The organism is Lysinibacillus capsici, from assembly GCF_003367505.1.
GTDB lineage: Bacteria > Bacillota > Bacilli > Bacillales_A > Planococcaceae > Lysinibacillus > Lysinibacillus capsici.
This window is the reverse complement of the sequence record NZ_PXXX01000006.1, coordinates 13,013-37,599: the sequence shown is the minus strand read 5'-3', so window position 1 is coordinate 37,599 and position 24,587 is coordinate 13,013. Positions and strand designations below refer to the sequence as shown.

Annotated in this window: 20 protein-coding genes; 4 read left to right on the top strand and 16 right to left on the bottom strand. The window is 35.4% G+C overall.

Annotated elements, in window-relative coordinates; all coding sequences use genetic code 11:
- Nucleotides 1-4 precede the first annotated feature (4 nt).
- The 11 genes from C7B89_RS02295 to C7B89_RS02245 all read right to left on the bottom strand — a co-directional run bounded on the left by C7B89_RS02295 (nt 5) and on the right by C7B89_RS02245 (nt 13,062).
- Nucleotides 5-625: a bifunctional 2-keto-4-hydroxyglutarate aldolase/2-keto-3-deoxy-6-phosphogluconate aldolase gene (locus tag C7B89_RS02295; RefSeq protein ID WP_066037922.1), complete on the bottom strand. Its 621-nt coding sequence runs from the start codon at nt 623-625 to the stop codon at nt 5-7.
- Between the two features lie 12 nt (nt 626-637).
- Nucleotides 638-1,591, bottom strand: a complete 954-nt coding sequence (locus tag C7B89_RS02290; RefSeq protein WP_054549722.1) for a sugar kinase — start codon at nt 1,589-1,591, stop codon at nt 638-640.
- A 183-nt stretch (nt 1,592-1,774) separates the two neighbouring features.
- Nucleotides 1,775-3,133 (bottom strand): TraB/GumN family protein, encoded by a 1,359-nt coding sequence (locus C7B89_RS02285; protein WP_066038035.1) that lies wholly within the window; start codon nt 3,131-3,133, stop codon nt 1,775-1,777.
- 213 nt (nt 3,134-3,346) lie between these two features.
- Nucleotides 3,347-4,039, bottom strand: coding sequence for a stalk domain-containing protein (locus C7B89_RS02280; protein WP_115673103.1), 693 nt, complete (start codon nt 4,037-4,039; stop codon nt 3,347-3,349).
- Nucleotides 4,040-4,204: 165 nt separating this feature from the next.
- On the bottom strand, nt 4,205-5,875 hold the full coding sequence (locus tag C7B89_RS02275) for a helix-turn-helix domain-containing protein (protein WP_115673102.1): 1,671 nt from the start codon (nt 5,873-5,875) through the stop codon (nt 4,205-4,207).
- A gap of 131 nt (nt 5,876-6,006) precedes the next feature.
- Nucleotides 6,007-6,999 (bottom strand): ABC transporter substrate-binding protein, encoded by a 993-nt coding sequence (locus C7B89_RS02270; RefSeq protein ID WP_208644722.1) that lies wholly within the window; start codon nt 6,997-6,999, stop codon nt 6,007-6,009.
- Nucleotides 7,000-7,301: 302 nt separating this feature from the next.
- Entirely contained in the window at nt 7,302-7,790 is a 489-nt protein-coding gene (locus C7B89_RS02265; protein WP_054549725.1) for a VOC family protein, read from the bottom strand.
- 273 nt (nt 7,791-8,063) lie between these two features.
- The gene (locus C7B89_RS02260) at nt 8,064-9,356 is read right to left on the bottom strand and encodes a CitMHS family transporter (RefSeq protein ID WP_054549726.1); all 1,293 of its coding nucleotides are present in this window, start codon (nt 9,354-9,356) and stop codon (nt 8,064-8,066) included.
- Nucleotides 9,357-9,684: 328 nt separating this feature from the next.
- Nucleotides 9,685-10,644, bottom strand: coding sequence for a tripartite tricarboxylate transporter substrate binding protein (locus C7B89_RS02255; protein ID WP_066037916.1), 960 nt, complete (start codon nt 10,642-10,644; stop codon nt 9,685-9,687).
- A 39-nt stretch (nt 10,645-10,683) separates the two neighbouring features.
- Nucleotides 10,684-11,361: a response regulator gene (locus tag C7B89_RS02250; protein WP_054549728.1), complete on the bottom strand. Its 678-nt coding sequence runs from the start codon at nt 11,359-11,361 to the stop codon at nt 10,684-10,686.
- 111 nt (nt 11,362-11,472) lie between these two features.
- Nucleotides 11,473-13,062, bottom strand: a complete 1,590-nt coding sequence (locus tag C7B89_RS02245; RefSeq protein WP_115673100.1) for an ATP-binding protein — start codon at nt 13,060-13,062, stop codon at nt 11,473-11,475.
- Nucleotides 13,063-13,668: 606 nt separating this feature from the next.
- Here C7B89_RS02245 and C7B89_RS02240 point away from each other — a divergent pair.
- Nucleotides 13,669-13,923 carry a GlsB/YeaQ/YmgE family stress response membrane protein gene (locus C7B89_RS02240; protein WP_016991561.1) on the top strand — a complete coding sequence of 85 codons (255 nt, stop codon included), beginning with the start codon at nt 13,669-13,671 and terminating at the stop codon, nt 13,921-13,923.
- Nucleotides 13,924-14,171: 248 nt separating this feature from the next.
- On the opposite strand, the gene C7B89_RS02235 is transcribed toward C7B89_RS02240, so the two are convergent.
- Nucleotides 14,172-14,936: an SDR family oxidoreductase gene (locus C7B89_RS02235; protein ID WP_115673099.1), complete on the bottom strand. Its 765-nt coding sequence runs from the start codon at nt 14,934-14,936 to the stop codon at nt 14,172-14,174.
- A gap of 562 nt (nt 14,937-15,498) precedes the next feature.
- The gene (locus C7B89_RS02230) at nt 15,499-16,638 is read right to left on the bottom strand and encodes a 2-methylaconitate cis-trans isomerase PrpF family protein (RefSeq protein WP_115673098.1); all 1,140 of its coding nucleotides are present in this window, start codon (nt 16,636-16,638) and stop codon (nt 15,499-15,501) included.
- A gap of 143 nt (nt 16,639-16,781) precedes the next feature.
- On the opposite strand from C7B89_RS02230, the gene C7B89_RS02225 reads away from it, so the two are divergent.
- Both C7B89_RS02225 and C7B89_RS02220 read left to right on the top strand, forming a co-directional pair.
- Nucleotides 16,782-17,651 (top strand): LysR family transcriptional regulator, encoded by an 870-nt coding sequence (locus tag C7B89_RS02225; protein WP_115673097.1) that lies wholly within the window; start codon nt 16,782-16,784, stop codon nt 17,649-17,651.
- 601 nt (nt 17,652-18,252) lie between these two features.
- Complete coding sequence (locus tag C7B89_RS02220; protein WP_115673096.1) at nt 18,253-19,563, top strand: CitMHS family transporter; 1,311 nt, start codon at nt 18,253-18,255, stop codon at nt 19,561-19,563.
- Nucleotides 19,564-19,661: 98 nt separating this feature from the next.
- On the opposite strand, the gene yyaC is transcribed toward C7B89_RS02220, so the two are convergent.
- Both yyaC and C7B89_RS02210 read right to left on the bottom strand, forming a co-directional pair.
- Complete coding sequence (yyaC, locus tag C7B89_RS02215) at nt 19,662-20,303, bottom strand: spore protease YyaC (protein WP_115673095.1); 642 nt, start codon at nt 20,301-20,303, stop codon at nt 19,662-19,664.
- A 22-nt stretch (nt 20,304-20,325) separates the two neighbouring features.
- Entirely contained in the window at nt 20,326-21,459 is a 1,134-nt protein-coding gene (locus tag C7B89_RS02210) for an AbrB family transcriptional regulator (RefSeq protein ID WP_115673094.1), read from the bottom strand.
- 148 nt (nt 21,460-21,607) lie between these two features.
- Here C7B89_RS02210 and C7B89_RS02205 point away from each other — a divergent pair, with 148 nt between their 5' ends.
- On the top strand, nt 21,608-22,483 hold the full coding sequence (locus C7B89_RS02205; RefSeq protein ID WP_115673093.1) for a LysR family transcriptional regulator: 876 nt from the start codon (nt 21,608-21,610) through the stop codon (nt 22,481-22,483).
- 65 nt (nt 22,484-22,548) lie between these two features.
- On the opposite strand, the gene tcuA is transcribed toward C7B89_RS02205, so the two are convergent.
- On the bottom strand, nt 22,549-24,039 hold the full coding sequence (gene tcuA / locus C7B89_RS02200; RefSeq protein WP_115673092.1) for an FAD-dependent tricarballylate dehydrogenase TcuA: 1,491 nt from the start codon (nt 24,037-24,039) through the stop codon (nt 22,549-22,551).
- Between the last annotated feature and the right edge of the window lie 548 nt (nt 24,040-24,587).

The window sequence follows — 24,587 nt, the reverse complement described above, 5'->3', positions numbered from 1 at the left end:
CCTCCTAGTTTGATAGATTTTCGATATATGCTTTGGCACGTTCCACTACACCTGCATAGCCATCTTTTACAAATGCTTTATTTAAATCACTTCCAATCCCAACTGCAACTGCGCCTGCTTCTAACCATTCATTCATATTAGCCAAACCAACACCACCTGTAGGCATAATTGTGATATGTGGTAGAGGCCCTTTAACGGCTTTAATAAAGTTTGGTTCAAATTGATTTCCCGGGAATAGTTTAATAATGTCACTTCCACCTTCAAGTGCTGTCACCATTTCTGTAATGGTCATACAGCCTGGTAAATATGGAATGCTATAGCGATTGCAAAGCCTTGCAATTGCAGCGTTGTAGCTTGGACTAACAACAAATTTAGCACCGTTTAAAATCGCGTGGCGTGCAGTTTCAACATCCAATACTGTGCCAGCTCCAATTATTGCATCGCTATTGCGTAATGCTTTAAAAGTTTCTTCAACAAAAGGCGTTGTATACGTTATTTCAATTGCTCGAATACCACCTGAGATAGCACCTTTTGAAATTTCCGTCGCTTCTTCAGGTGAATTCCCACGAATAACAGCTACAATTTTCGCATCTGACAACGCTTTCAAAATTTCGATTTTTTGCATTCCTGACAACTCCTAACGCTCAATTAGTTTTTCATCACCAATAAATTGCCTTAATTCTTGCAGGGATGGAAGCCCTTCATTATCTCCTTTAATTGTTGCTACCAATGCACCTGCACCATTAGCTAAACGGAGGCGTTCTACGATATCATCACCATTTAAATAGCTATAGACATAGGCAGCATCAAATGCATCCCCTGCTCCAACTGTATCAATGGCACGAATGGAAAATGCTTCTCGATCATACTGTTCAGTGGCTGTATAAACCGTGGCGCCTTGTTCACCTTTTTTCACAATAATTTCATCTATTTTATAACTCTCTTGAACGTCTTTAATTGTACGCCCTTCAAATAAAAGCTCAAATTCATCCTGTCCTGTTAACAGAAGATTGATAGATGGATACACTTTTTCGTATACCGCTCGGGCATCTTCTATAGTCCATAGTTTTAAACGTAAATTTGGATCAAAAGATATTGGAATATTTTTCGCCTGTGCTAAAGTAATTAATTTCAATGCAACTTCAATGTTATGTTCACATACCGCTAAATACACGCCGCTAATATGTAATAGGTCCACATCATCCAGTACTGACTCATCTATACGATCTTCTGTCAGCTCAAGTAAAGGTGATGGGTTGCGGTAGTAAAACGATTTACCTGCACCGTCTTCCCGAATCTCCTTAAAGTAGATAGAAGTTGGAATATGTGGTGTTCGTAAGACATGTGATACATCAATCCCTTCACCACGCGCAAAGTTATAAATTAATTTGCCAAATTCATCGTCTCCAATACAACTAATCCATTTTGCTTCCATATCTAAACGCGTAACACCTATCGCAAAATTTAATTCTGCACCACCCACAGCTCGCTCAAAGGAAGGAACGAAACGTAGAGGACCTGTCTTAGATGGATTAAAAACGACCATTGCATCCCCAATCGTTGCAATTCGTTTATTTCTCAATATGTTCATCCCCTTCACAAATAAAACGTTTTAGTAAAACGTTTTACTAATACTAACACGATTTTTTTTACGTTGCAACAATAATCCGATTATTTAGATTGTTAGCGTCAAATGACCATTATTGTCTTACATGCATAAAAAAACCTCGTAAAAGACAGAAAATAATCTATCCTTTTACGAGGGCAATCTATTTTATTGATAAAATGGCTTTACCTTGTAGCCGTTTTTCTCTAAATGATAGCGAATATTTTTATCGATTAGGAAGTGACCTGAACCAACAACAACAAAGTACTTACCTTCTTTTTCTTCCAGTACATTCATGATTTTCTTGGCCATTTGTTCATCACGTAGACCAAATAGCATTTCATTAAATTCAGATGATGTACCTTCCATTGCTTGGAAGCTTTTTGCAAACTCTTCAACATTTCCTTGCTTCCAGCTTGTAAACCACTCTTGAAGTACTTCAGATTGATTTTCTTCCGCTGGATGAATGATACTATCCAGTACAGCGACTAATGACTGCTCCTGTGCCTCTGGTGATAATCCTTCAAACATATCAACCTGTGCTCTTGTACCTTCTAATTCAATCACTGGCTTTTGCTGCAACTGTGCATTTAATAAAAAGTAGACATCGATACCGTGCATAGCCATCTCTTGAGGTGTCATACCAAAGGAATCGTCCATAGCTAGCATCGATAATGCACTCGAAAGCATCCACGGCTTTTGAACTGTTAGCTGGTCCATTGGCAGATCATAAAGCTTTGCCACTTGTTCAAGCTTCGCATATGTTTCTGGTGCAACAGCATCTTTCAATGTTGAGCCATCTGTATACATTGCTTTCTCTGAATAGTATTCAAGTGCTTCCGTATCCAAGATATTCGCCTCTACTAGCAGTGCATCAGATTCATCAAATGCCGTTACTAATTTTTTATCGAATGGATATAAGTCTGGTGTTCCTAAATGAATAGAGCCTAATAAGTAGATAAGCGTATCCTCGTCCTCTACTACCCAGGCCACCCCTTTAGAGCCTTGCTCTGCAAGTGCATATGTACTCTGAATGAAACGAACAGCTAGCAAAACAGCCTGTTGAGTGGTTGCCTTTTTCTCTAACTGAAGTCCATTGGGAGAGCCTTGTAATATATTTTGCTCTTTCATAAATTGAACAGCATCTGTACCAACAGGTAAATCATACCGTGCTACAATATTATACAAGCGATTGACAATATCACCACGTGTATTATTGTTTTTCACACTTACTGGTTTGTATTGTTTATTTTCAGCTAAGCCTAGAGAGGCAACCTTCTTTTCTGTTAAAGCTAGTAGTTCATTTACTTTGTCCACTGGAATTTCCTGAAGAAAACCATCGAAGTACCATTCAGTTGAGTAAATCCCGTATTTTTCGCCCTCATTTAATGTTTCTATTGCCCATTCGCTTATCGACGGTACTAGGGGTTTTGTTTGCTCTTCAGCATGAATCACAGGGACAACTGTCGTCAGCATTAATGAGGCACCAAGCAACGCTGCACTCGTTCGTTTCATCATCTTTTTCATCAAATTCTTTTCTCTCCCTTTTCCTATTTTATGTATAAGTATCGTATGAAATTATACCATATACTATCCAACTATTTTATAAGTAAAAGTGTAAATATTGACAAATATGTATTGACATTTCTCTATTTTGAAATAGTTATGAAGAGGTCAAATTTAATAAGACGATGACAAATTATTATGTCATCGTCTTTTTCGTTTATTAGTAGAGAAGGTTTATTGAATAAATTTAGGATCTAATATACCTAAACCACTGCCTTCAAGTTCAAATTTCACTTTTGAAACTCCATCTAAATTAACATGAACCTTTACCTTATCTTTGATTGCTCCACTATCATAAACTAATTTCCCATCTGCGTAAATTTTCAAGAAACCTATACCGAAGGAATTAGCTGCTAATTTTTTAATTGGTGCCAAATAGGTTTCGAATCCCTTGTAATTTCCATTGGCTAAGTATTCCACTGTATGGTCTTGAACTGCGCCTCCCCCATGATAACCACCAAGCTGATAGGATCGCTCAAATTTTTCACCTGTACTAATAATGACAGAGCTTGGATTGTGGAAGAAGTGGTCTTCATCACTTCCAATAGGTTTTACATCTTTTAAAGCGATGAATTTTGGAACATCACCAATATAAACGGATTTTGTTTTCCCATCCCATGTTACTTTTTCACCTAAAGATTCAGCAATAAATCGCATTGGGACATATATCGTGCCTTGATAATTAAATCCAGATCGACCTTCTGGCGGTACTTTCTCAACCTTATCTACATAATAATTAATTGGATCCTGAAACACGCTAATCTTTTTCATGTCACTTGCTGCTTCCGTTGTTGAAAAGTAGGTAAAAGTCAAACCTCCTACTATAAAAAACCCTAAGTAACTAGTTATTATAAATAGCTTTTTCATAAAATCACTCCTTAAAATAAACATAGATATATGTAATTATACCAGAAATTTCATACAGCCTTTAAAGATTTTTATATCAGGATATTTTTTAAATTTATTTGTGAGCAATTATACGATTAATGGCAAAAACTTAATCCAATTAATGGATCGAGTTTTACTTTTTAATTATCGAATAACTTTCTTCTTAAAAATAGACGGTAGAACCTCTAATAACCGTTCACGTGTAATGGGATCACAATGATTCCATGTAAAATCTATGAAATGAGTCTTACCAGGAGCTAGCTCGATTAACGTGGCGATTTGTGGGCAGTGAGTAATCGTTAGTAATTCTTGGGGGGAAGCCAAAATAAAATTACGCTCTCCAGCATAGTGATTTATTTGATGCTGCTGAATTTCTATCCATGCTTGCCCTTGCTCTATTAGCTGCATTACCTGAGGAGTAGGACGAAAGCCAAGAGATTCATACAAGCTTGCAGCCAATCCAGTCTGACACATAACATAATATTTAGTATCTAACTTGAGATAAACAGTAGCCGTCTCCCCAGCAACATAAACATCTGCTAATTGCCTACGTACCAATCTTACTTTGTTCTCATATGTAGAAATCCACTTCTCTGCCGCTTTACTCCGTTCAAATAGTTTAGCGATATATCGTAACCGCTCAAATAGACTAAACTTGCTATTCAGTATAATAGTAGGAGCAATCGCATCTAGTTTCTGCAAATCATGTTCAGGATGAAAATAGCTAAGCAATAATACCTCTGGCTGCAGCTGTGCGATTTTATCCGGATCTACCCAATGCCCAATACTATGAATGTTCCTTAATTTATTGTGATAAACCACGTTATCTTTCATGATTGAGATGGCCGCCCCTATAGGAGGTATGCCTAGAACAAGTAATTCCCCAAGTGTAAATTTGCCATCAGTCACAATACGTGTTGCATCTTTAGGAACATGAATCATTCTACCAAATGAATCGATAACTGTTCTTTCTGGAGTATGAAGTTGAATGTTTGCATATTCACGTGGGGTGTTTCCGGTTAATTTATGAAAGCATCGACTAAAATAATATTCATCCTTAAACCCAATTTGTCGAGCTATTTTTCTCAATGGCTCAGTTGAATTACTTAGAATTTTTTTTGCCTGTTTTATACGTACATGAGTCAAATAATCCGTCGGCTTTTTACCGGTCAATATTTTAAACTTTTGACTATATTGCCATCTTACCATTCCAGCCATGTTAGCTAATTGTTCGACTGTCAAGTCCTCATCATAGTGCTGTTCTATGTACTGTACAGTTTGTTGAACCAATTTTGTCTTTTCTTCGTGCTGTAACTGGTTAGCTTGTTCATCTAACTGAACCATCATAGCTAGTATTTGCTGAAGTCTACCTTGTAACATGGCCATTTCTAATGTGGATAGAGAGGAACAAAATTGATTATTGTTCGATGCTTCATTTCCTAATACCTGCTTGACTTGAGAAAACAACAGATGATAGGGATAACCATGAAGCAGGGGTGGATGAGCAATTCGGTTCAAAGTCATTCCTTCTACTTCAAAGGTTTCAAAGGTAAAGCGAGCAAGCTGTGCCTCTTTGTTACTTGACTCTACCGTGTAGCTTTGTATAGGTAAAATGAGCATGCAGCTTCCTTGTCGTAGATCGATTGCCATTTTGTCTACATACAGTCGTATGGCAGGACTGAGTGCTATCAATAATGTGCATAAATTTGTTTCATGATTATTTATTCCCTCATTATGGCTAGTAGCTGACATTAATCGATCAACTTGAAATCGATCATAGTGTTGTAGTCTAATATATAAGGATGTCAGATTCATAAGCAACTCTCCAAACATTGAAAATGATTCTCATTATCGTCATTGTAACATATAATGACCCACTATCAACGATTGTTCGAGTATGTGCTAGAATACTAGCGGTTTAAAAATTGATTGGACGGATACAATTTTTACTGTTTGCGCATCCACTCTGGTAGCTTTTGGAACAATTGCTTCAAAGCTAATAAATTATCTGTATTCCATTCATTAGGAACAACATAAACTTTTCCCTTTTTGACAGCAGGCAAAGTTCCCCATATCGGGCTTTGTAGCAGCCGATTAGCTTCTGCTTCACTTTCACTATCCTCTTGTACAATTACAAACAAATGATCACCAGCAAACTCAGGAAGCACCTCTTCTGAAACCTCTAGGAAAGATACCCCTTCTACATCAATAATATTCTTTTGTACTGCTGGTGGGACAGCAAAGCCATTTTTCCCATAAATAATAGCACCTAGGCTACGATCACCCATAACATAAAGCGTCTTTCCTAGCTGATAGAAAACTGTTGCGGTTTCCCCTTCTGTTAATTGAAACTTTTCAAACATTTCTTTAGACTCTGTTTCAAACTTAGCAAGCAATTGAGCTACTTCTTCCTGCTTATCTAAGATATTCCCCATCTCTTTTACTCGTTCTGTATAAGGAAGAGCAGGATTAAAGGGAATCGTAGTAGCGATTTTTGACAATTCTTCATTAAGATTTGGATCCGCCTTGTAATAGCCATTAATAATCAAATCAGGTTTTAAAGTCAAAATCGTCTCTAAGTCAGCAGGATTACCAATATCAACGATCCCTTCAAGTTTGCCTTCATAGTAACTAGGAGAATCTTTAGGAAGATTATTACCAACAACCGGAATATCCATCGCCAAGAAATCACCAATTGTCTGACCAATATAAACGACTCGTTTTGGATTTGCAGGTATTTCAACCTGTTCACCTGTAATCGTTGTATATTGAACAGTTGACTCACTTTCCTCTGCTTTCACATCAGATTGAGTTATTTTCTCGTTTTCCTTTTTCTGCGCATCAGATGTGTTGCCATTAGAACTACATGCCGCTAATATCATTAGCAACAGGAGGAAACTCCCCCATAGTATAATTCTCTTTCCTATATATTGCTTCATATTTGTTGCCCCTTTCAGATTTACCTTTAATTGAAAATGATTATCATTTACAGAGTTATTATAGATTTTATGAAAGGGCGAAACAATGAAAAAAACGCAATAATTTATTTGGATAAATGTCAATAATCAGGATTATGAATGCCTTTTGGTTTTTTTAGTGAAGAATTATTCATTTTTTTATTCTATTTCGACTATATGATCAATTAGAATCTCAAGAGAGAAAATAGTATTAGCTCCCTATAGAAAAAAAAGAAACCATTTCAGTGGTTTCTTTTCATATTAACAAGCTGTTGATTACTATTCTATTTTATTTCTTCAGCGAGCTCTAAAATAATTCCTTCTGGCCCACGAACATAGCATAATTTATAGGCGTTTTCGTACCTATAAATGTCACTAATAAGTTCTGCGCCCTTCTTTGTCAATTTGTTAACGAGGGCTTCAATATCTTCAACATTGAAGGCAATATGCTGGATACCCAAAGTATTTGCTAAAGGATGCTGGATGCCTATTTCATTTGATGGCGCGTTAAATTTTACTAGTTCAATATTCGTCTCACCGTCTGGCGTTCGTAGCATTACTATTTCTATATTTGCGTCACTATCTGACGTTCGCAATTTTGCAACGTCCTCTTTTATATCTTGAAGCCCTATTACCCGCTCCATCCTCTTCACCCATTCACCCTCCACTTTTCCTTCCCCTAACACCTCAAGGCCAAAGTCAAGAAAAAATGCTTTCGCTGCAGGAAGATCATTGACGATTATCCCCACATGGTCAATCTTACGGATTTTCATATTTCAAACCACCTTTCTCCTATTTGAATAATTTCTTTTTAATTGCAGAATCCTAAGTCTTAATTATTTTTATCGTATATGATGATTGTCCTTTTTACGAATAAAAACGCTTTAAAACCCCTATCTGAAACATCCTTCTAAAACAATTTTTAATTTATGGCGGGTACTCGAATAAGAATAGAAAAAAAGAAGCCCATTAAAATAGGCTTCTCTTACATTTATAAATAAAGGATTTTTACTAGGTAATCTTTTTCACCCCATGAACCGTAGCTTTTAAAGGGGGAAAATCCCCAACACTACACAGACAATGATCATGACAATTGTAGAACCGAATGCCCACTTTAAGAAGATACGTTGTAGTGTTCCGAAATCCTCTCCAACCATTCCTACTAATAAATACGTAGAGGGAACAAGCGGACTTAGAAGGTGTACTGGCATACCTAAAAGAGAAGCTCTACCGATTAGGGCTGGATCAATGCCATAAACTGCTCCTGCCTTTGCAAGTAACGGCAGTACTCCATAGTAAAAAGCATCATTAGACATAAAAAATGTAAAAGGTGCGCTGAGAATGGCTGTAACAACCGCAAAATGAGAACCCATTGCATCTGGAATATAATGAATCACTGAGTTTGCCATCGCATCTACCATTGATGTACCTGAAAGAATGCCTGTAAATATCCCAGCTGCAAAAACCATAGAAACAACAGATAAGGCATTGTCAGCATAATTTGCAACACGTTCCTTCTGATCTTTCAATTTTGGATAGTTTACAGTAATCGCAATCGCAAAACCAAGCATGAATAATGCAACAGGTGGTAATAACTCCATAATTAACGCTACTAAAAGAACAATTGTCAAAGTATAGTTAAAGATAATTAGTTTTGGACGTTTCAAATAGTCATCTTCGACTGTAGCAGCAGACTGAGCTGCCGCTTCATAATCATATTCTATAATACCAATCCGCTTTCTTTCCTGTCTTCCGAACGTAAATGCCATGAACAGAACAAAGATAGCCCCGCCAATCATCGCTGGAATCACTGGTGTAAAAACCTCAGACATTTCCAGATTCAATGCTGTCATAACCCTTGCTGTTGGTCCTCCCCAAGGTAGAAGGTTCATCACACCCGAAGCTGATACGGCAATACCAGCTAATACAATTGGTCGCATGCCAATTCTTTTATAAAGCGGTAGAAAGGCAGAAATAGTAATCATGTATGTTGTCGTACCATCACCATCTAAAGAAATAAAAAGGGCTAATACGGCTGTTCCGATAGCAATTTTTACAGGATCCCCTTTTACTAGCCTAAGAATCGTTTTAATGATTGGATCAAATACACCAGCATCGATCAAAATACCAAAGAAAAGAATTGCAAATAAAATCATAATCCCTGTTGGAGCGACACTTTTAATCCCATCCAACATCATAGGTCCCATTTCACTTCCGAATCCACCAATAACTGCGAACGTAATTGGCACTACAATTAATGCAATCATTGCTGTAAGACGGCCCGTCATAATCAAAATCATAAATACTATTATCATTAAAAAACCTAAAATTGCTAGCATAATACTCCCCCCAAATGCTTTGTGAAGTTATTTATCAATTCGTTAAATAACTAATTTTCCGAATATTACACCTTATAATAAATTAACATCGACCAAATGTAATCGTTTACAAATTAATGTTTATTAATTTCTTTATAGCTATTTTGTACATTTTGTTCACGAAAAGCATTGTATGCCTGTCTATTTTTGATAAACAAAAAAAGAGGCTAACCTTGGACTATGTATTCTCTCCACCATCGTATAAGACGATAGAAAGGAAAACACATAGATCTCAATAGTCAACCTAATAAAGCAAATATATTACTATGCCTAATAAGAGTAAATTTACTCAGTAAATCTCCAATAATTTCTCATATTTCTTATTTTCATCATCAAGAAATCTAGATGTATCTCTACTGTTCATATAAAAATCTTCCCACATATATATCTGTAAAGTTTGTTTCCATTCTTTGGTTTTGACCATTTTTGCAAATGTCGTCTCCCAAAATTCGATTTCCTTTTTTGACATATTAGGTGGTCCCATAATACCGCGCCAGTGTTTAAAAACTACATTTATTCCCTCTTCCTTCCATGTAGGAATTTCTGGGAGCTCCTTTAAACGTTTCTCCGAGGAAATGACAAGCAATTGTACCTGATTCAAATCATAATATTTTTTAGCCTCGGATAATGCCATCGTTGCCACATCTATTTGCTTTTTTAATAATGCATCAACAACTTCATCACTATTCTCATAAACTAAAAAATCTAGTTTTTCAGGATGCACTCCTGCCTGTTTACTCGCTAATACAAAAGAAATTTGATCATCATTGCCTAATCTCGGGGAAACTCCTATTTTATACGCTTGAGGTGTTTCTTTGAGCTCTTCCATTAAACCTTTTGCACTTTTTATTTCTGAATCCTTGGAGACAATTACGACATTCCATTCTGTAGCCAAAGTGGCAATGGGTGTAAAATCTTTGTAGGTTAGCTTACTTTGCCCCAACAAATGATTGGTTATGAGTAGGCTTGAATTCATTGCTAGCACATGTTTTTTTTGTTGTTTAGTATATTTCCATCCTAGCTCTCCACCAGCACCTATTTTATTCAGTACATGAATATCCTCATCAATCAAATTGTTACTCAGTAAAATATCCTGTATGGCTCTTGCTGTTTTGTCCCAACCTCCACCAATAGAGCTTGGGGCAATGAATGTTACTGTATCTGTTATTGCTTCATGCCCCTCATCTTGTGAACAACCAAAGCAAAGCATGACAACAAGCACGAAAATAAACATTATTTTTTTTCTCATTGTTCATCCCTTGTCCTTATTTTTAAGTTAACCTTGTTGTTATTCTTTATAGTAATATTTCCTCTCAGGCCTTCCAACAACTCCATATTCATGTTTTGCCGTACAGACATCAATTGAAACAAGAAACTCTAAATACCTTCTAGCAGTTGTTCGAGATGCACCGATTTGTTCACCCATCTCCTCGATGGAAATACCACCTTTTAGTTCCTTCATTACCTCTTTCACTTTTTCTAAAGTATGACGATCAACACCTGAAGGTAAGTCTTTTTGAGATGAGGACAATTGATTGGCAACACCAAAGTATTGATCAATCAATGTTTGGTCGACCTCATCACGATGACTTAGAAGTTTTTTCTTTTTTTTATATTCTTCCACCGCTTCAACAAATTTCTCCATTGTCACAGGCTTCAACAAATAGTTACTCACACCATATCTAACTGCCGTCTCCAACATCGTTTTTTCTGTTGCAGCAGTCACTATAATAATATCGATTGTTGGATAATGATCGCGAATTTTTGCTAACAAATTTGTTCCAAGATCATCGGGCATATAGATATCCAAAAAAAGCAAGTCAACTTCATATTTCTCTAGTATGTCCATCGTTTCCTTTGCATTCAATGCCTTCTGAACAACCTTTACATCTGGTACTTTATGCAAAAACTGTTCTTGCACTTGTGCAATACGAAAATCATCTTCCGCAATGACAACCTTAATCATTTTTCCCCTCTCCTTCTTTTATCTCCCTGTGCTGACATTTAGAAACCCGACTTAAAGGGAAGTACCTCCAACATCAGTAGTACTATAGATTATCTCATTGAGTAAGCTTCATTATTTCGGTAGAAATACCGTGAAAATGGCCCCACCGTTTTTGTCATTTTTTACTTCTACTGTTCCACCTAAAGATTCTACAATTTGTTTAACATTAAATAAACCGTACCCCCTATTTTTTCCTTTAGATGAACTACGTAAATCAAATATAAAATCTAACATATCTTCTGCAATTCCCTTTCCGTTATCTGCTACTTCTATAATGATATCACTCCCAATTCCTGTAATTGAGAAAGACACCCTTCTCTCTTTTCGATCGGCTACGGCATCAAATGCATTATCAATAAGATTTCCAATGATTGTGATGATATCCGTGATTTCAATGTGACTTGGTAAGACATCTACATAACTATCAGGATCAATTTCAAAGGCAATCTTCTTTTCCGATGCATTGCCCAGTTTCCCTAATAATATAGCTTGAACATTTATATCTTGAATTTGATTAAATAGGATTCGGTTTTGGTGTTGGTGATTGGCTGACTCCTTTTGTATAAATTCAAACGCATCCTGATATCTCTCTAATTGGATTAATCCTGATAATAAGTAAAGTTTATTTGAGTACTCATGCGTTTGTGCACGAAGTCCCTCAGAATATGCGCGAACCTCTGTGATCGTATCAATAAGCTTTTTAAGCTCCGTTTTATCACGAAAACTAGAAACCACACCCATAATCTTTTCATTTTCGATAATGGGAATAAAATTAAAAATAAATACTTTATCATTAATTAATATCTCTACATTATGAATGGGCTTACCTTTCTGTAATACATGATCGATATTAATTGCTGGTAAGACAAATTGGATATGTTCACCAATAGAGGATTCATCCTTGAGGTTCAACATTGAACTAGCAGAATTGTTGATTAAGGTTAAGAAACCCTTTTGATCGATTGCAATGATTCCTTCCTTTACTGATAACAGAATGGCACTTCTTTCTCTATATAGTGAGGAGATTTCATGCGGTTCCAATCCCATAGTATCTTTTCTAATACTTTTGGTTAAAAAAATACCACCAATGATTCCTAAAATTAAAACAATCAGAGAAGCAATGAGAATGGACTTAATTCGTTTATAAATATTTTGAAAGATTTCTTTTTCTGCGTATTCAACCGCTACGGTCCCAATTACACGAGTATATTCTCCATTGTCTGCTATGATAGGAACCTTTCCTATTAAAACAGAACCACTCTCTCGTTCCAATTCAAAATTATTAGAACCACCAAATATTAACCCATAATTATTTGTATGGTCAAAACTCTTCTGACCAGCCTGACTTGGGCTTCTGTGCGAATAAATAATCTTCTCCCGATCTTCAATAATAATATTTTCTGCATTTACCTGATCTATTACTTGCTCAGCAATTGGACGAAAACGTAGCTCTAAATCACTTTTCCCAATGGATTCTTTAAGTTCTGGCATAAGAGAGATTGTCATAGCCGTTTGCAATGCCAATTGTTTAACTTGAGTCCTTGCATCGACATATTGTAAATAAGCAAATATACTGGCGAGCAGAAAAACAATAAAAAGAATTAACGTGCTAATCAGTCCCAATATTTTTGTTTGTAATGGTATCTTTTTTTTGTTCAATATACTTAACCTTCACCCTTTTCAACTAGTATAATTCATATAACTTTCATCCTTCTTTTATTTAAATCCCTTTGTTGCCATATTTAAGAGAATATAACTTAGCTCATGGTAATTTGACTGTTATGATTGTTTCAACTAGAAAAATCATAAGAACTTACTAAATATGAGAGGAAAACCTAGTTTGAATCCAGCTTAATTTCTAGATTATACTATATTTCAAAGGAATTTTAGAATGCATAAAATTCTTCCACCAAAATCGGTGGAAGGTTTATGTAAATCAATAATAAAATCTTATACACACATCAGGAAAGTCCTGTTGTTAATCCATGCTTATACGCTAAGTCTCCATTTTGTAATTCTTGGTCAAAATAAACTTGTGATTTGATATTGGATTTCGGCGTTCAGGATGAAAATAGAATAAACATGAATTTATTACTATCATTAAAATAAAGATGCTCCTCTTATTACAGAAATGCGCCAATGTCTGATATCTCCCTTGAAACTTCCCCTAATTTTTATTTTTTCCCTCCTTATAGTTTGAAAGAGTTCAAAAAAGGTTATAAAACACTATAACAAAATATTTAAAATACAAAATAGGAGATGGATAGTATGAGTTTCATTTGGTTTTTAATAATTGGCGGGCTTATCGGTTGGCTTGCAGGTATAATTTTGGGTAAAGATATCCCAGGTGGAATTATTGGTAATATTATTGCAGGTATTATCGGCGCATGGATTGGTGGTATGCTTCTTGGAAGTTGGGGTCCTAAAATTTCCGATTTCTATATCTTCCCTGCCCTCATTGGAGCAATTATACTAGTTTTCATTTTGAGTTTAATTCTGAAATCATTGCGTAATGCTTCGTAAGCTAAATAGATTTCTTAATCTATTACTATACGATTAAGCGAATCAGATGTAACCAATAATAAATGGTGACTGTGCTTATAACAAAAAAGCGGCCTTCCACATCATATCTGTGGAGGACCGCTTTTACTTTGTTTTTAATTAACTTAACAATCCTCCACTCCGTGAATTCAAGAAGAACAGAACAGCCTATACAACAATAGCGCCTGATTGAGGAGGATTATGCCATACAAAGCTTGATAATTAATGTTCTATAGATGTGATCCTCCACTTGCATCGAGCAATTGACCAGTTACCCAACGGCTGTCTGATGAAGCAAGAAAGGCGGCAATATCTGCCACATCCCCGGGTTCTCCCCATCTGTTGAAAATTGAAAGACCAGCCGCATATTTTTGTCCATCAAGGTTTTTCAAAGTCTCAGCATTCATCTCTGTATTAATAATTCCTGGCTGGATGGCGTTTACCGTAATATTCCTGCTCCCTAGTTGTTTGGCTAGAAGACGCGTAAACGTGTCGATTGCACCTTTGGACATACTGTACGTGAAGACACTTGGTGAAGCTGCACGTGTCACAAAAGATGAAATATTAATAATACGTCCCCCATCTTTTAAACGTGGCAAAGCTTGCTGAGTAACAAAAAGTGGTGCTTTAACATTTATCTTCATTACCTCGTCAAATGATACCTCCGTCGTCTCTTCTAAACTGATAATTTGACCAATTCCAGCATTGTTGACAAGAATATCGAATCCGAAACCGCCCATATAATCCCGAATAGTATCATCCAAAGTAGTAAATAAATCTTGAATACCATCTAGAGTACTAAGGTCAGCACCAATCGCCAAAGCATTTCCTCCGCTTTGTTCGATCTGGTGAACAACTGCTTCTGCCTCATTACGTCTTTTCCCATAATGAACGACGACAAAGGCTCCCTCTTGTGCCAGACGCAATGCAATACTGCGGCCAATTCCTCGACTTGATCCTGTAACTAAAGCGATTTTGCCTGTTAACTTACCCATGCTTCCATCTCCTTGTTCAAACATAGTTAGATTACATAGAGAATTATATCAAGGGACCTTATTTGAAATGTTGCTCTCCTATTCGGTTTAAAGGAGTGTTTCGTTATCGGTTTCTTTATCAAATACATCTGTAATTTCTCTAGGCTTTTATTTAATATTATTTGTAATAATGCCATTGCTAAATCTTCAATATGCTGATTAAAAAGCATCATATTGTTGAATATCGTAATAGTCTTGAATATAACTAATACACAACTGGCTCATTCAGTTAAGTAAAAGTGAGAAAATTTCATGACACCCTATTAACTTGTGAAAAAAAGAAAGGAGTTGAGAAAAAATAACATTCTGCTTCGACCTTAAACAAGGAAGGGGTCATTAAAATAAATAATTTTCTAAAGAATATTATTACCCTTCTTTAAGGCTTACCCTGCTTCTTCCCTTGTATAGAATTCGTACATTGTTATCGTTTCATATATAAATGAAGTAATTATAAACACAAACAATTTCTCCAACTTAATTATATTTTCACTGACTTTTAATTTTTTGTATTGGTATAAATTCACTAAGCCAATGCCTGAGATCTAACTTTCGCAATCTTATAATTTTTCTTTGTATAAACATGACCTTCCAGAATAATACGAGCTGTACGTACTACCTTGATTGCACTAATATGCCCAGCGATTAAATCGACTTTTGTTTCCATTATTCCACCAGGATGTCCTAAGCGCACTACCTCTTGATTTATATTTATAACTTCAGATAAGATTGTATTTTCTAAAAATGCACCTGCAGTTGTGCAAATAGCGCCCGAAATTGCAAGAGCTTGATGTGGTTCTTGCATAGACATCATTCTAATTCTGCAGTCCATATCTAAAGCTTCTCTTTTTATGCCTGTTACATCAAGGTAGTCCCCAGGAGGAGCAATTATTGTCATTTTAGGGACAGCAGGCGATTTCATAGTTGCCTCTTCTTTAGCTGCCAGTTGGCACATTTCAGCTGCAATCGATCTGATTTCCTCTAACTCTATTAGTTTTTCCTTTGTAAACTCATGAGGCAATTCAGAACCTGTTAGTCCAACATCAGAAGCATTAACAAATACTAAAGGATTAGCAACATCGATAATAGATACATTTAAAGGACCTTTAGATGATTGAATTACATCAATATGGTTTCCAGTTGGAAATAGCTTACCGGTTACTGCACCTTCAGCATTAGTAAATGAAAGATAGATAGGCGAACCAGTTCCAGGGACTCCCGGAATCGAACACATACCTTCCGTTTTTACATGCCCATTTTCAACCTCTACCTCAGCAATTATAACTTTTTTGGTGTTTGTATTATATATCCTTACAGTAGTAACTGGTTCAACTACTGGTACAAGCCCCTGCTCAATAGCATAAGGTCCAACCGCAGAAGAGATATTTCCGCAATTCCCCTTGAAATCAACTAAATTATTAGAAATGCTGACTTGGGCAAATGTGTATTCTACATCAATCCCCTCTAATTCTGATTCCTTGATAATTGCCACCTTACTTGTTAAGGAGTTAGCACCACCCAGTCCGTCAATTTGTCTACGGTCTGGACTTCCCATAATATCCAGTAAAAACTCATCCCAAAGTAATCTATTAGCTGGCATATCATCAAAGTTCAGAAATACTCCTTTGCTAGTTCCTCCACGCATAACCACAACTGGTACTCTCATCTAAATTACCCCTTTTCGTATTTTTTTTCTAAGGTACCGGCATTTATGAAAATATAGTATGATAAGCAGTATCATAAGTAAAATAGATATTTTATTAGATAAAACCAATAAAAAACTTATAACCCTTGAATGGAGAGGATATTATGGATGAAAAAGATTGGCATGCCCTTCGAATCTTATATCAAGAGAAACATATCAGTCGTGCATCTGAACGTCTATATATTTCACAACCAGCGTTAACATACAGAATTAAAAATTTAGAAAAAGAGTTTGATACTAAATTATTTTTCAAAACAAAAGGGGGCATTGAGTTTACCACAAAAGGCTTACACTTGGTGGAGTATGCAGAAGAAATGATTAACCAATTGCAAAAAACGAAAGACTATATGATGAACATGGAAAATGAGGTACGAGGTACTTTAAGATTGGGTGTTTCAAGTAACTTTGCCCAATATAAATTACCAAAGCTGCTGAAACAATTTACAACCATATTCCCTAATGTACAATTCAACGTAAATACAGGATGGAGTACGGATATTATGAACCTCCTCAATTCCTCTATTGTGCAATTAGGGATACTTCGAGGAAATTACGAATGGTTTGGAGAAAAAGTTTTGTTACATAAGGAGAAACTTTGTTTAATCTCAAGGAAAGAATTGGATATGTTGAATTTACCCAAACTTCCATTTATCAATTATAAAACCGATAATTCTTTAAAAGCCCTTATTACTGGATGGTGGCATGACAAATATTCTGAACCACCTTTCATTATGATGGAAACAGATCGCCTAGAGACATGTAAGGAGATGGTCAAAAACGATTTAGGGTTTGCTATTGTACCTCAAATTTGTTTACAGCCTTCCGACAATCTACAAACCTACGAACTAAACTATAGCAATGGAGAACCTGTGTTTAGATACACATGGCTAATGTATAATGAAGATGCACTACAGCTTTCTACAGTTAAAACGTTTATAGAATTCTTAAAAGAAAATAACGATTTATTAGAGTAAATAAGTTCTTCTATGTACAGAAGTAAAAGTGCACTTCTTTTTAGATTTTCAAGGATTTAGAAATACATTTGAATATAGAAAACTAAAATCAAATGTCAACATATGATAACTTTTTGTTACGAATTTAGTTTGTCGACACTCTGAAAGTGCAATTCATTTAATTTGAATTGCACTTTTTTACTCTTCTAATAGTTATGTCCGTTATAATGGCGTATCGGGCCAGCAAATTGACTTGGTCGGGAAATTAATGCTTATAACATTAAGTCACGGAAGATTACTTTTACTTCAATAGTAATCAATTACGTTCTAATCAGTTAATTTCTCTTTTTAAAAAATAATTAATTTTATTGAATGCAGTAGAAAACTATCTCTTTTATAAATAATTTTTAAACTTTCCACATTATATACTCTTCATTTATAAAAATACCCAAATTATAAAGCCTATTTTTATGTTATTACATTTTTTTTGGTACTAACAAAAAAATTTTATATTTTACTGTTATCCACTATTGTAATAGGATTAAATAACTGAATATTGTTTCAATTCCAATCGTTCATCTTTTTTAAAATGAAAGCGATTTAAAATTAAAGGAGGAATTATATGCTAACGTTTATAGGGGTTTCAATGGTTGTTGTTTTTACGTATTTAATTATGGCTAAAAAATTATCTCCAGTTACAGCGCTTGTTATTGTACCAATTGTATTTGCGGTAATTGCAGGTTTTCGTTTAGAACTAGGGGAAATGATGCTCAACGGTTTAAAACAAGTTGCGCCTTCTGCTGCATTACTGCTGTTTGCTATTTTGTTTTTTGGAATTTTAATCGATGCAGGCTTATTTGATCCACTAATCAATAAAATGATGGAAATTGTTAAAGGGGATCCAGTAAAAATAGCTATTGGAACTGCAGTAATAGCTATGACTGTAGCGTTAGATGGTGATGGAACGACAACACATATGATTACTATTTCTGCAATGTTGGCACTTTATTTACGAATCGGGATGAACCCTCTTATTCTAGGGACAATCTCTTTACTATCTGTAAGTATCATGAGTGGGATGACTCCTTGGGGAGGACCGGCTACAAGAGCCATCGCTTCTTTGGGGCTTGATCCAAATGAGTTTTTCCTTCCTCTTATACCTACAATGTTATCAGGAATGGTTGTTATTCTTTTTATGGCCTTCGTTCTGGGTAAAAAGGAAAGAGCAAGACTTGGAATCATTAATATGGAGGAAATTCCACGTCACTCATTAGATCAACTTGAAGTAGCTTCCACTCTTACGGCTCAAATCGATATAAAACGTCCTAAATTAAGATGGATTAATCTAATTTTAACAATATCTGTTATGGGAGTATTAGTAACAGGGGTAATTTCACCTTCGATATTATTTTTAATAGGATTTGTAATCGCTGCCATGATTAACTATCCAAATATAGAACAACAAAAAGAACGTATTTTAGCACATGCAGGAAATGCTTTAACAGTTGTTGTACTAGTATTTGCTGCTGGTATTTTCTCAGGGATATTTTCCGGAACAAAAATGGTAGATGCAATTTCAAATTCATTAATTTCAATTATTCCAGAATCTCTGGGAAGCTTCTTCCCACTGGTGGTTGCACTAACAAGTATGCCATTTACCTTTGTTTTATCTAACGATGCTTATTACTTTGGGGTTTTACCAATTCTAGCTGAAGCAGGATCAGCATATGGGGTAGGCGCTTTAGAAATTGCAAGAGCATCTGTATTAGGTCAACCCGTACATTTTTTAAGCCCTCTTGTGGCTTCTACTCTTTTATTAGCAGGAATGATTAAATCAGATCTTGGAGAGTTTCAACGTTTTGCTTTGAAATGGACTCTTCTGTGTTCATTAGTCATTATAATTGTCGCTTTTGCAACAGGAGCTCTTAGTTAACGTCTTTTGAAGCTCTCCTTTACTCGACTAGATAAATAAGCCATCCAAACAGCTTTTTGGATGGCTTTGTCTTTTTTATTAAGGTAAGGCATTCTTCTTTAACTTTCTATATCCTTTAATGTCTTGTCAGATACACTTAGTTTAATAATCACCTTTACGATTGTTTTTGCAAGATTCCTTACAATAAACAACCGTGTATCGTTTAAAAACTGAGAAGTGGGCAACGGGTCTATATAATTTATAATTCCCACGAAATGATAATCTCCTACTTTAGGAAGTACCTTTTTAAGTGCTGTTCCTGGAGTTAGGGATCCTTCTTTAAACATTACATAACCTACCTCATCTTTATCGCCTATAGAGGAATCGATGCTAATAATAAGAGGTTTTTTAATTTGTTTTTTAATATCCTTTAAAACCCCTTTTAAGTTAAAAGCATGTATGGGGTCTTTTAAGGTTCCATATACACGAAAAGGAACTTTGCTTTCTTTGAGCATTGTTCCAACTAATGGGCCTAGTGTATCTCCTATATAACGGTCAGAACCTATACATAAAAAAACAATCTCATTATACTCTAGTGATGATTGGCGAATAAGCTCTTTGATTTTAAGCGCTAATACTTCAATATCTTTGTCCGCTGATTCTTCATCAGCTTTCAAATAATAAGAAAATCCTGTAGAATTCTTTTTCTCTTCTTCATAATGAAAAGGACACACACTAACATCACCCTTAAATTTTTTCATTAATCTTTATACAATCTAAAAATTAAGCCGAAAATGGCCTATACGATTTCTTTCTGCTCTCTAAATACGTTAAAAATCTAAAGAAAGGAGGAAGAGTGATACAAACAGTGACTATCCTAAGCACTTGTACGGCTGCGACAAAGGTTGCGTCACCTTTTAAAACAAGTGCTGTAGTTGTCATTTCAGCAATACCTCCCGGTGCAAATGCTAAACTTGCAGTGAGAAATGTTATATCCGTGATAACTGATATAACATATGCAAACACAAACACAAATGTTATCAAACCTAGCGTACACGAAAATGAAACTAACAACGTTCGGTATAACCCTATAAACATATGTTTATGAAAACGGGAACCGATACTTGCGCCAATAAAAATCTGCGATACTATAATTAAACTATGCGGCCACCAAGCAACAAGATCATCTCCAATTAAACCTATACTGGAGAACTTTATAGCAGCAATACCGACCATACTACCAATTAACCATGGAGCTGGAAACTTTAAAAATTTACCTATATAATACCCGATTAAAGCAATAAAGACAAACAAAATTGTCACAGGAATCTGTCCTATATCAAGCCTCGTTAATCCAGCAGTAACCAAGCTATTTTCAATTCCTCCAGCCTTCCCATAAAAGATTGATATAATCACAGGCATAGTTAGTATAACTAAAAATACACGCATTGCTTGAATAATACTTACAACACCTGTATTAGCACCAACCTCTTCAGAAATACCCGGTATTGCAGAGAGTCCACCTGGGGCAGTTGCAAAGAAGCTTGTTAACATATCTAAATTACTGAATTTCCATAATAGAATACCTGAAAATAACGAAAAAATGATGGATAATAGGAGCATTATGGTAATGGATAACCAGTTTTCTTGAAAAATACTTAGGATAGAGCTATTCACTTTTTGTCCTAATTCAATTCCTAAAATACACTGTCCAATATATAACCAATATTTTGGAATACCATTTTGTTTAGGAGTCAGCTGCAAAAACTTCGGACGGAAAATAGAAAGCGAGGTTGCTATAAGAAGAGTACCAATCATCCATCCAATGGGAAGACCAGTTAATGAAAGCAGAAATCCGCCTAATCCACTTACTAATATAAAGCAAACAACTCGAAAAAAGCCCTCATATTTGTCCATTTTAATCCTTCTTTCGCTAATTTATTTATATGAAGTTATTTTGTAGACTTTTTTTATTAAATCAAATATAGTATAATAGACCGAATAATCAAAATACTTTTTTTATAATTATTCATAAAAGATATTTATGACAAAATGAGGTGATAGTTTGGACGAACGAAATTGGATGGTTTTACAGACGCTTTATAAAGTTAAAAACATTACAAAAGCTGCTCAGCATCTACACATTTCTCAACCAGCCTTAACAACTCGCCTACATAATCTGGAAAATGAGTTTAACGTGAAAATTGTAAATAGGGGAAGACGTGGAGTCCAATTTACTCCGCAAGGAGAGTATTTAGCAAAAAGTGCACAGGAAATGTTACTAAACATACGAAAAATCAAAGAGAATGTCCTCAATATGGAGGATAATCTTGAAGGAACATTAAGACTTGGTGTTTCAACTTTTTTTACTGATTACATGCTTCCTAACGTATTAAAATTATTCAAAGATCAATATCCTAATATTGAATTCAAGGTAACAACAGACTTTAGTGGTCATATAGCTCATTTAATTTACAATCAAGATGTCCATATTGGTATTGTTAGGGGTGATTACAGTTGGAAAGATCAAAAGCTTTTACTATTTGAAGAGACGATTTGCATCGCTTCCAAGGAAGAAATAGACATACATAATCTTCCTTACTTGCCACGAATCGATTATCATACGGATCCGCTGTTGAAAAATTCCATTGATAATTGGTGGTCCGAAAATTTCACCCAACCACCACTTGTTAGCATAGAAGTAGATAAAGCTGACACTTGCAAAAAAATGGTGGCTAATGGGTTGGGTTATGCTATTTTGCCAAGTAAAATTTTAGATAATATCAATGATTTATATAAGATTGATCTTGAAACCCTTGATGGGAAACCCATTATTCGTAAAACATGGATGATATATCACAAAGATTCATTAAATTTAAACATCGTTAAAGCATTCGTGGATTTTATTGAAAATGTAAATTTAAATGATACTAATTATTAAAATAACTTTTCTATACTAAACATAAGCATCTGCCTTATAGCAAGCAGATGCTCTTTGCTATTGATTTATAAAACTTTAATCTTTTCTTCAGCTAATTGGGCAGCTGCTGTACCAGCTAATTTTCCAAAAACAGCACCTGACATTAGTCCTGAACCACCAGGGTAATTTTGATAGAAGATTCCACCAACCATTTCACCCGCAGCAAATAGTCCAGGTATAGGTTCTCCTTCTTTGTTTAATACCTCACCTTCTTTATCTACATGTAGCCCACCAAAAGCAAAGGTAATGCCACATGTAACAGGATAAGCATAATAAGGAGCCTGATCCAGTCTTAACGCCCAGTTTGTCTTTGGTGGCGTTATTCCTACTGTTCCTTTACCATCTTTCACTGTGGGGTTAAAATTGCCTTCTTGAACAGCTGAATTATATTCCGTAATTGTTTTTATAAATTGGTCTTTATCTACTGACATCAATTCTGCCAACTCTTCAAGACTATCTGCCTTATAATAAGTAGCTTCTTCTAGATTATATTCTTTTCGCAACATTGGACGTACTTGAGAATCAAAAACTTGGAAAGCCTTATTACCTGGCTGTTTCAATACTTCTCGGCCATACTTGGCATATGTGTAGTTTCTAAAATCAGCGCCCTCATCAACAAATCTATTTCCGTTATTATTAATCAAGAGGCCAAGCGGGAATGAAGATTTTTTATAAATATCCCCCGGTTTATTGAAATCGCCGGCTTTTGGAGCATTATAATCTGTCCCAATAGAGTGACAGCCAGACCACTCGCCATATTTCTGTGCACCAACTGCCAGTGCCATTGTTATTCCATCGCCAGTATTGAATTCTGTCCCTCTAACAATCGCTTTTTCCCATTCTGCTCCAAGATTTTCACTTCTCATTTTCTTGTTAGCTTCAAAACTTCCACACGCTAAAATTACACTAGATGCATTAACTGTAATCAATTTTTCCTTTTGCTCAATAATAACCCCTGTTATTTGGTCATTGTCCGTAACTAAATCGATTGCACGCGAATCATACCAAACGTCAATCCCCATTTCTACGGCTTTGTCAAATAAAGTTTGAATTAAACCAACACCTTTGTTTTCTGTTTTAAGTGGAAGTCCGCCCCAAAATTGAAGTTTACCATCTTGTTCGAAAGATTGGTTTTCATTTAGTTGAAATTTAATTCCTAAATCGGCCATCCATGAAATTGTTTCATAAGATTTTGAAATGAGCTGATCTGCAAGAACAGGATCACTTTTCCCTTCTGTTACTCGCATTAAATCCTCATAAAATTCAGTAAAACCGTATTGAGGCATTACAATATTTTCTGCTTCTTCATCTGTGATTTCAGGTATTAGCTTCCTAATGTTGTCTAAATTATGGTAGGCTACGCGAATGGCTCCATCTGTAAAGAATGAATTTCCTCCACGTTTTTCTTTTGGACCACGTTCTAAAACAAGAACTTGTGCACCCTTTTCCTTTGCAGCAATCGCTGCACACAATGCTGCATTTCCTGCTCCAACTACAACCACATCAAAATTATTCATGTATTTACCCCCTCTAAAAAATTGTATTTCTTTATATTTAGAATACGGTAAAGTTAGAAATTAATATAATACTGTTATTTTATAGAATTCCATAAAATATATTTATGGCTGTTTTATAAAATATAACTTCACATCTATTCCTATCTTTATTTTAACCATGAAAGTAGTAGGCATAACTTATGCAGGTGTTATTTACAAACGCGTTCTAAAGCTTAAAAAGAATCAATTAACAGTGGAAATGGGGTTCGTCCGAATACAAGCAATGAAATACACGATAATTACGCTGATAATAATGTATACACAGATAGCAATATCTTTTGCATCCACTCCTAGTCTCTTAAAACTTTCGTTAGCATTGTGGCACTCAAAATTTGCATGCTCCTATAATTAACGAGATACAATCGTTGCTATCCCTTGTCCACTACTGATACAAAAGTCGCTAATACCAATTTAACATCGCGTTTTTCCATTTCAATTAATGTTACTAGTCTCACTTGCACCATTTGGATATCCAAAGCTATGGCTTCACCATTGACAATTAATTTTCA

Excerpts from the sequence above, each read along its gene's own strand:
- C7B89_RS02295 (WP_066037922.1), bottom strand. The coding sequence starts at position 625 with ATGCAAAAAATCGAAATTTTGAAAGCGTTGTCAGATGCGAAAATTGTA.
- C7B89_RS02290 (WP_054549722.1), bottom strand. The coding sequence starts at position 1,591 with ATGAACATATTGAGAAATAAACGAATTGCAACGATTGGGGATGCAATG.
- C7B89_RS02285 (WP_066038035.1), bottom strand. The coding sequence starts at position 3,133 with ATGAAAAAGATGATGAAACGAACGAGTGCAGCGTTGCTTGGTGCCTCA.
- C7B89_RS02280 (WP_115673103.1), bottom strand. The coding sequence starts at position 4,039 with ATGAAAAAGCTATTTATAATAACTAGTTACTTAGGGTTTTTTATAGTA.
- C7B89_RS02275 (WP_115673102.1), bottom strand. The coding sequence starts at position 5,875 with ATGAATCTGACATCCTTATATATTAGACTACAACACTATGATCGATTT.
- C7B89_RS02270 (WP_208644722.1), bottom strand. The coding sequence starts at position 6,999 with ATGAAGCAATATATAGGAAAGAGAATTATACTATGGGGGAGTTTCCTC.
- C7B89_RS02265 (WP_054549725.1), bottom strand. The coding sequence starts at position 7,790 with ATGAAAATCCGTAAGATTGACCATGTGGGGATAATCGTCAATGATCTT.
- C7B89_RS02260 (WP_054549726.1), bottom strand. The coding sequence starts at position 9,356 with ATGCTAGCAATTTTAGGTTTTTTAATGATAATAGTATTTATGATTTTG.
- C7B89_RS02255 (WP_066037916.1), bottom strand. The coding sequence starts at position 10,644 with ATGAGAAAAAAAATAATGTTTATTTTCGTGCTTGTTGTCATGCTTTGC.
- C7B89_RS02250 (WP_054549728.1), bottom strand. The coding sequence starts at position 11,361 with ATGATTAAGGTTGTCATTGCGGAAGATGATTTTCGTATTGCACAAGTG.
- C7B89_RS02240 (WP_016991561.1), top strand. The coding sequence starts at position 13,669 with ATGAGTTTCATTTGGTTTTTAATAATTGGCGGGCTTATCGGTTGGCTT.
- C7B89_RS02235 (WP_115673099.1), bottom strand. The coding sequence starts at position 14,936 with ATGGGTAAGTTAACAGGCAAAATCGCTTTAGTTACAGGATCAAGTCGA.
- C7B89_RS02230 (WP_115673098.1), bottom strand. The coding sequence starts at position 16,638 with ATGAGAGTACCAGTTGTGGTTATGCGTGGAGGAACTAGCAAAGGAGTA.
- C7B89_RS02225 (WP_115673097.1), top strand. The coding sequence starts at position 16,782 with ATGGATGAAAAAGATTGGCATGCCCTTCGAATCTTATATCAAGAGAAA.
- C7B89_RS02220 (WP_115673096.1), top strand. The coding sequence starts at position 18,253 with ATGCTAACGTTTATAGGGGTTTCAATGGTTGTTGTTTTTACGTATTTA.
- yyaC (WP_115673095.1), bottom strand. The coding sequence starts at position 20,303 with ATGAAAAAATTTAAGGGTGATGTTAGTGTGTGTCCTTTTCATTATGAA.
- C7B89_RS02210 (WP_115673094.1), bottom strand. The coding sequence starts at position 21,459 with ATGGACAAATATGAGGGCTTTTTTCGAGTTGTTTGCTTTATATTAGTA.
- tcuA (WP_115673092.1), bottom strand. The coding sequence starts at position 24,039 with ATGAATAATTTTGATGTGGTTGTAGTTGGAGCAGGAAATGCAGCATTG.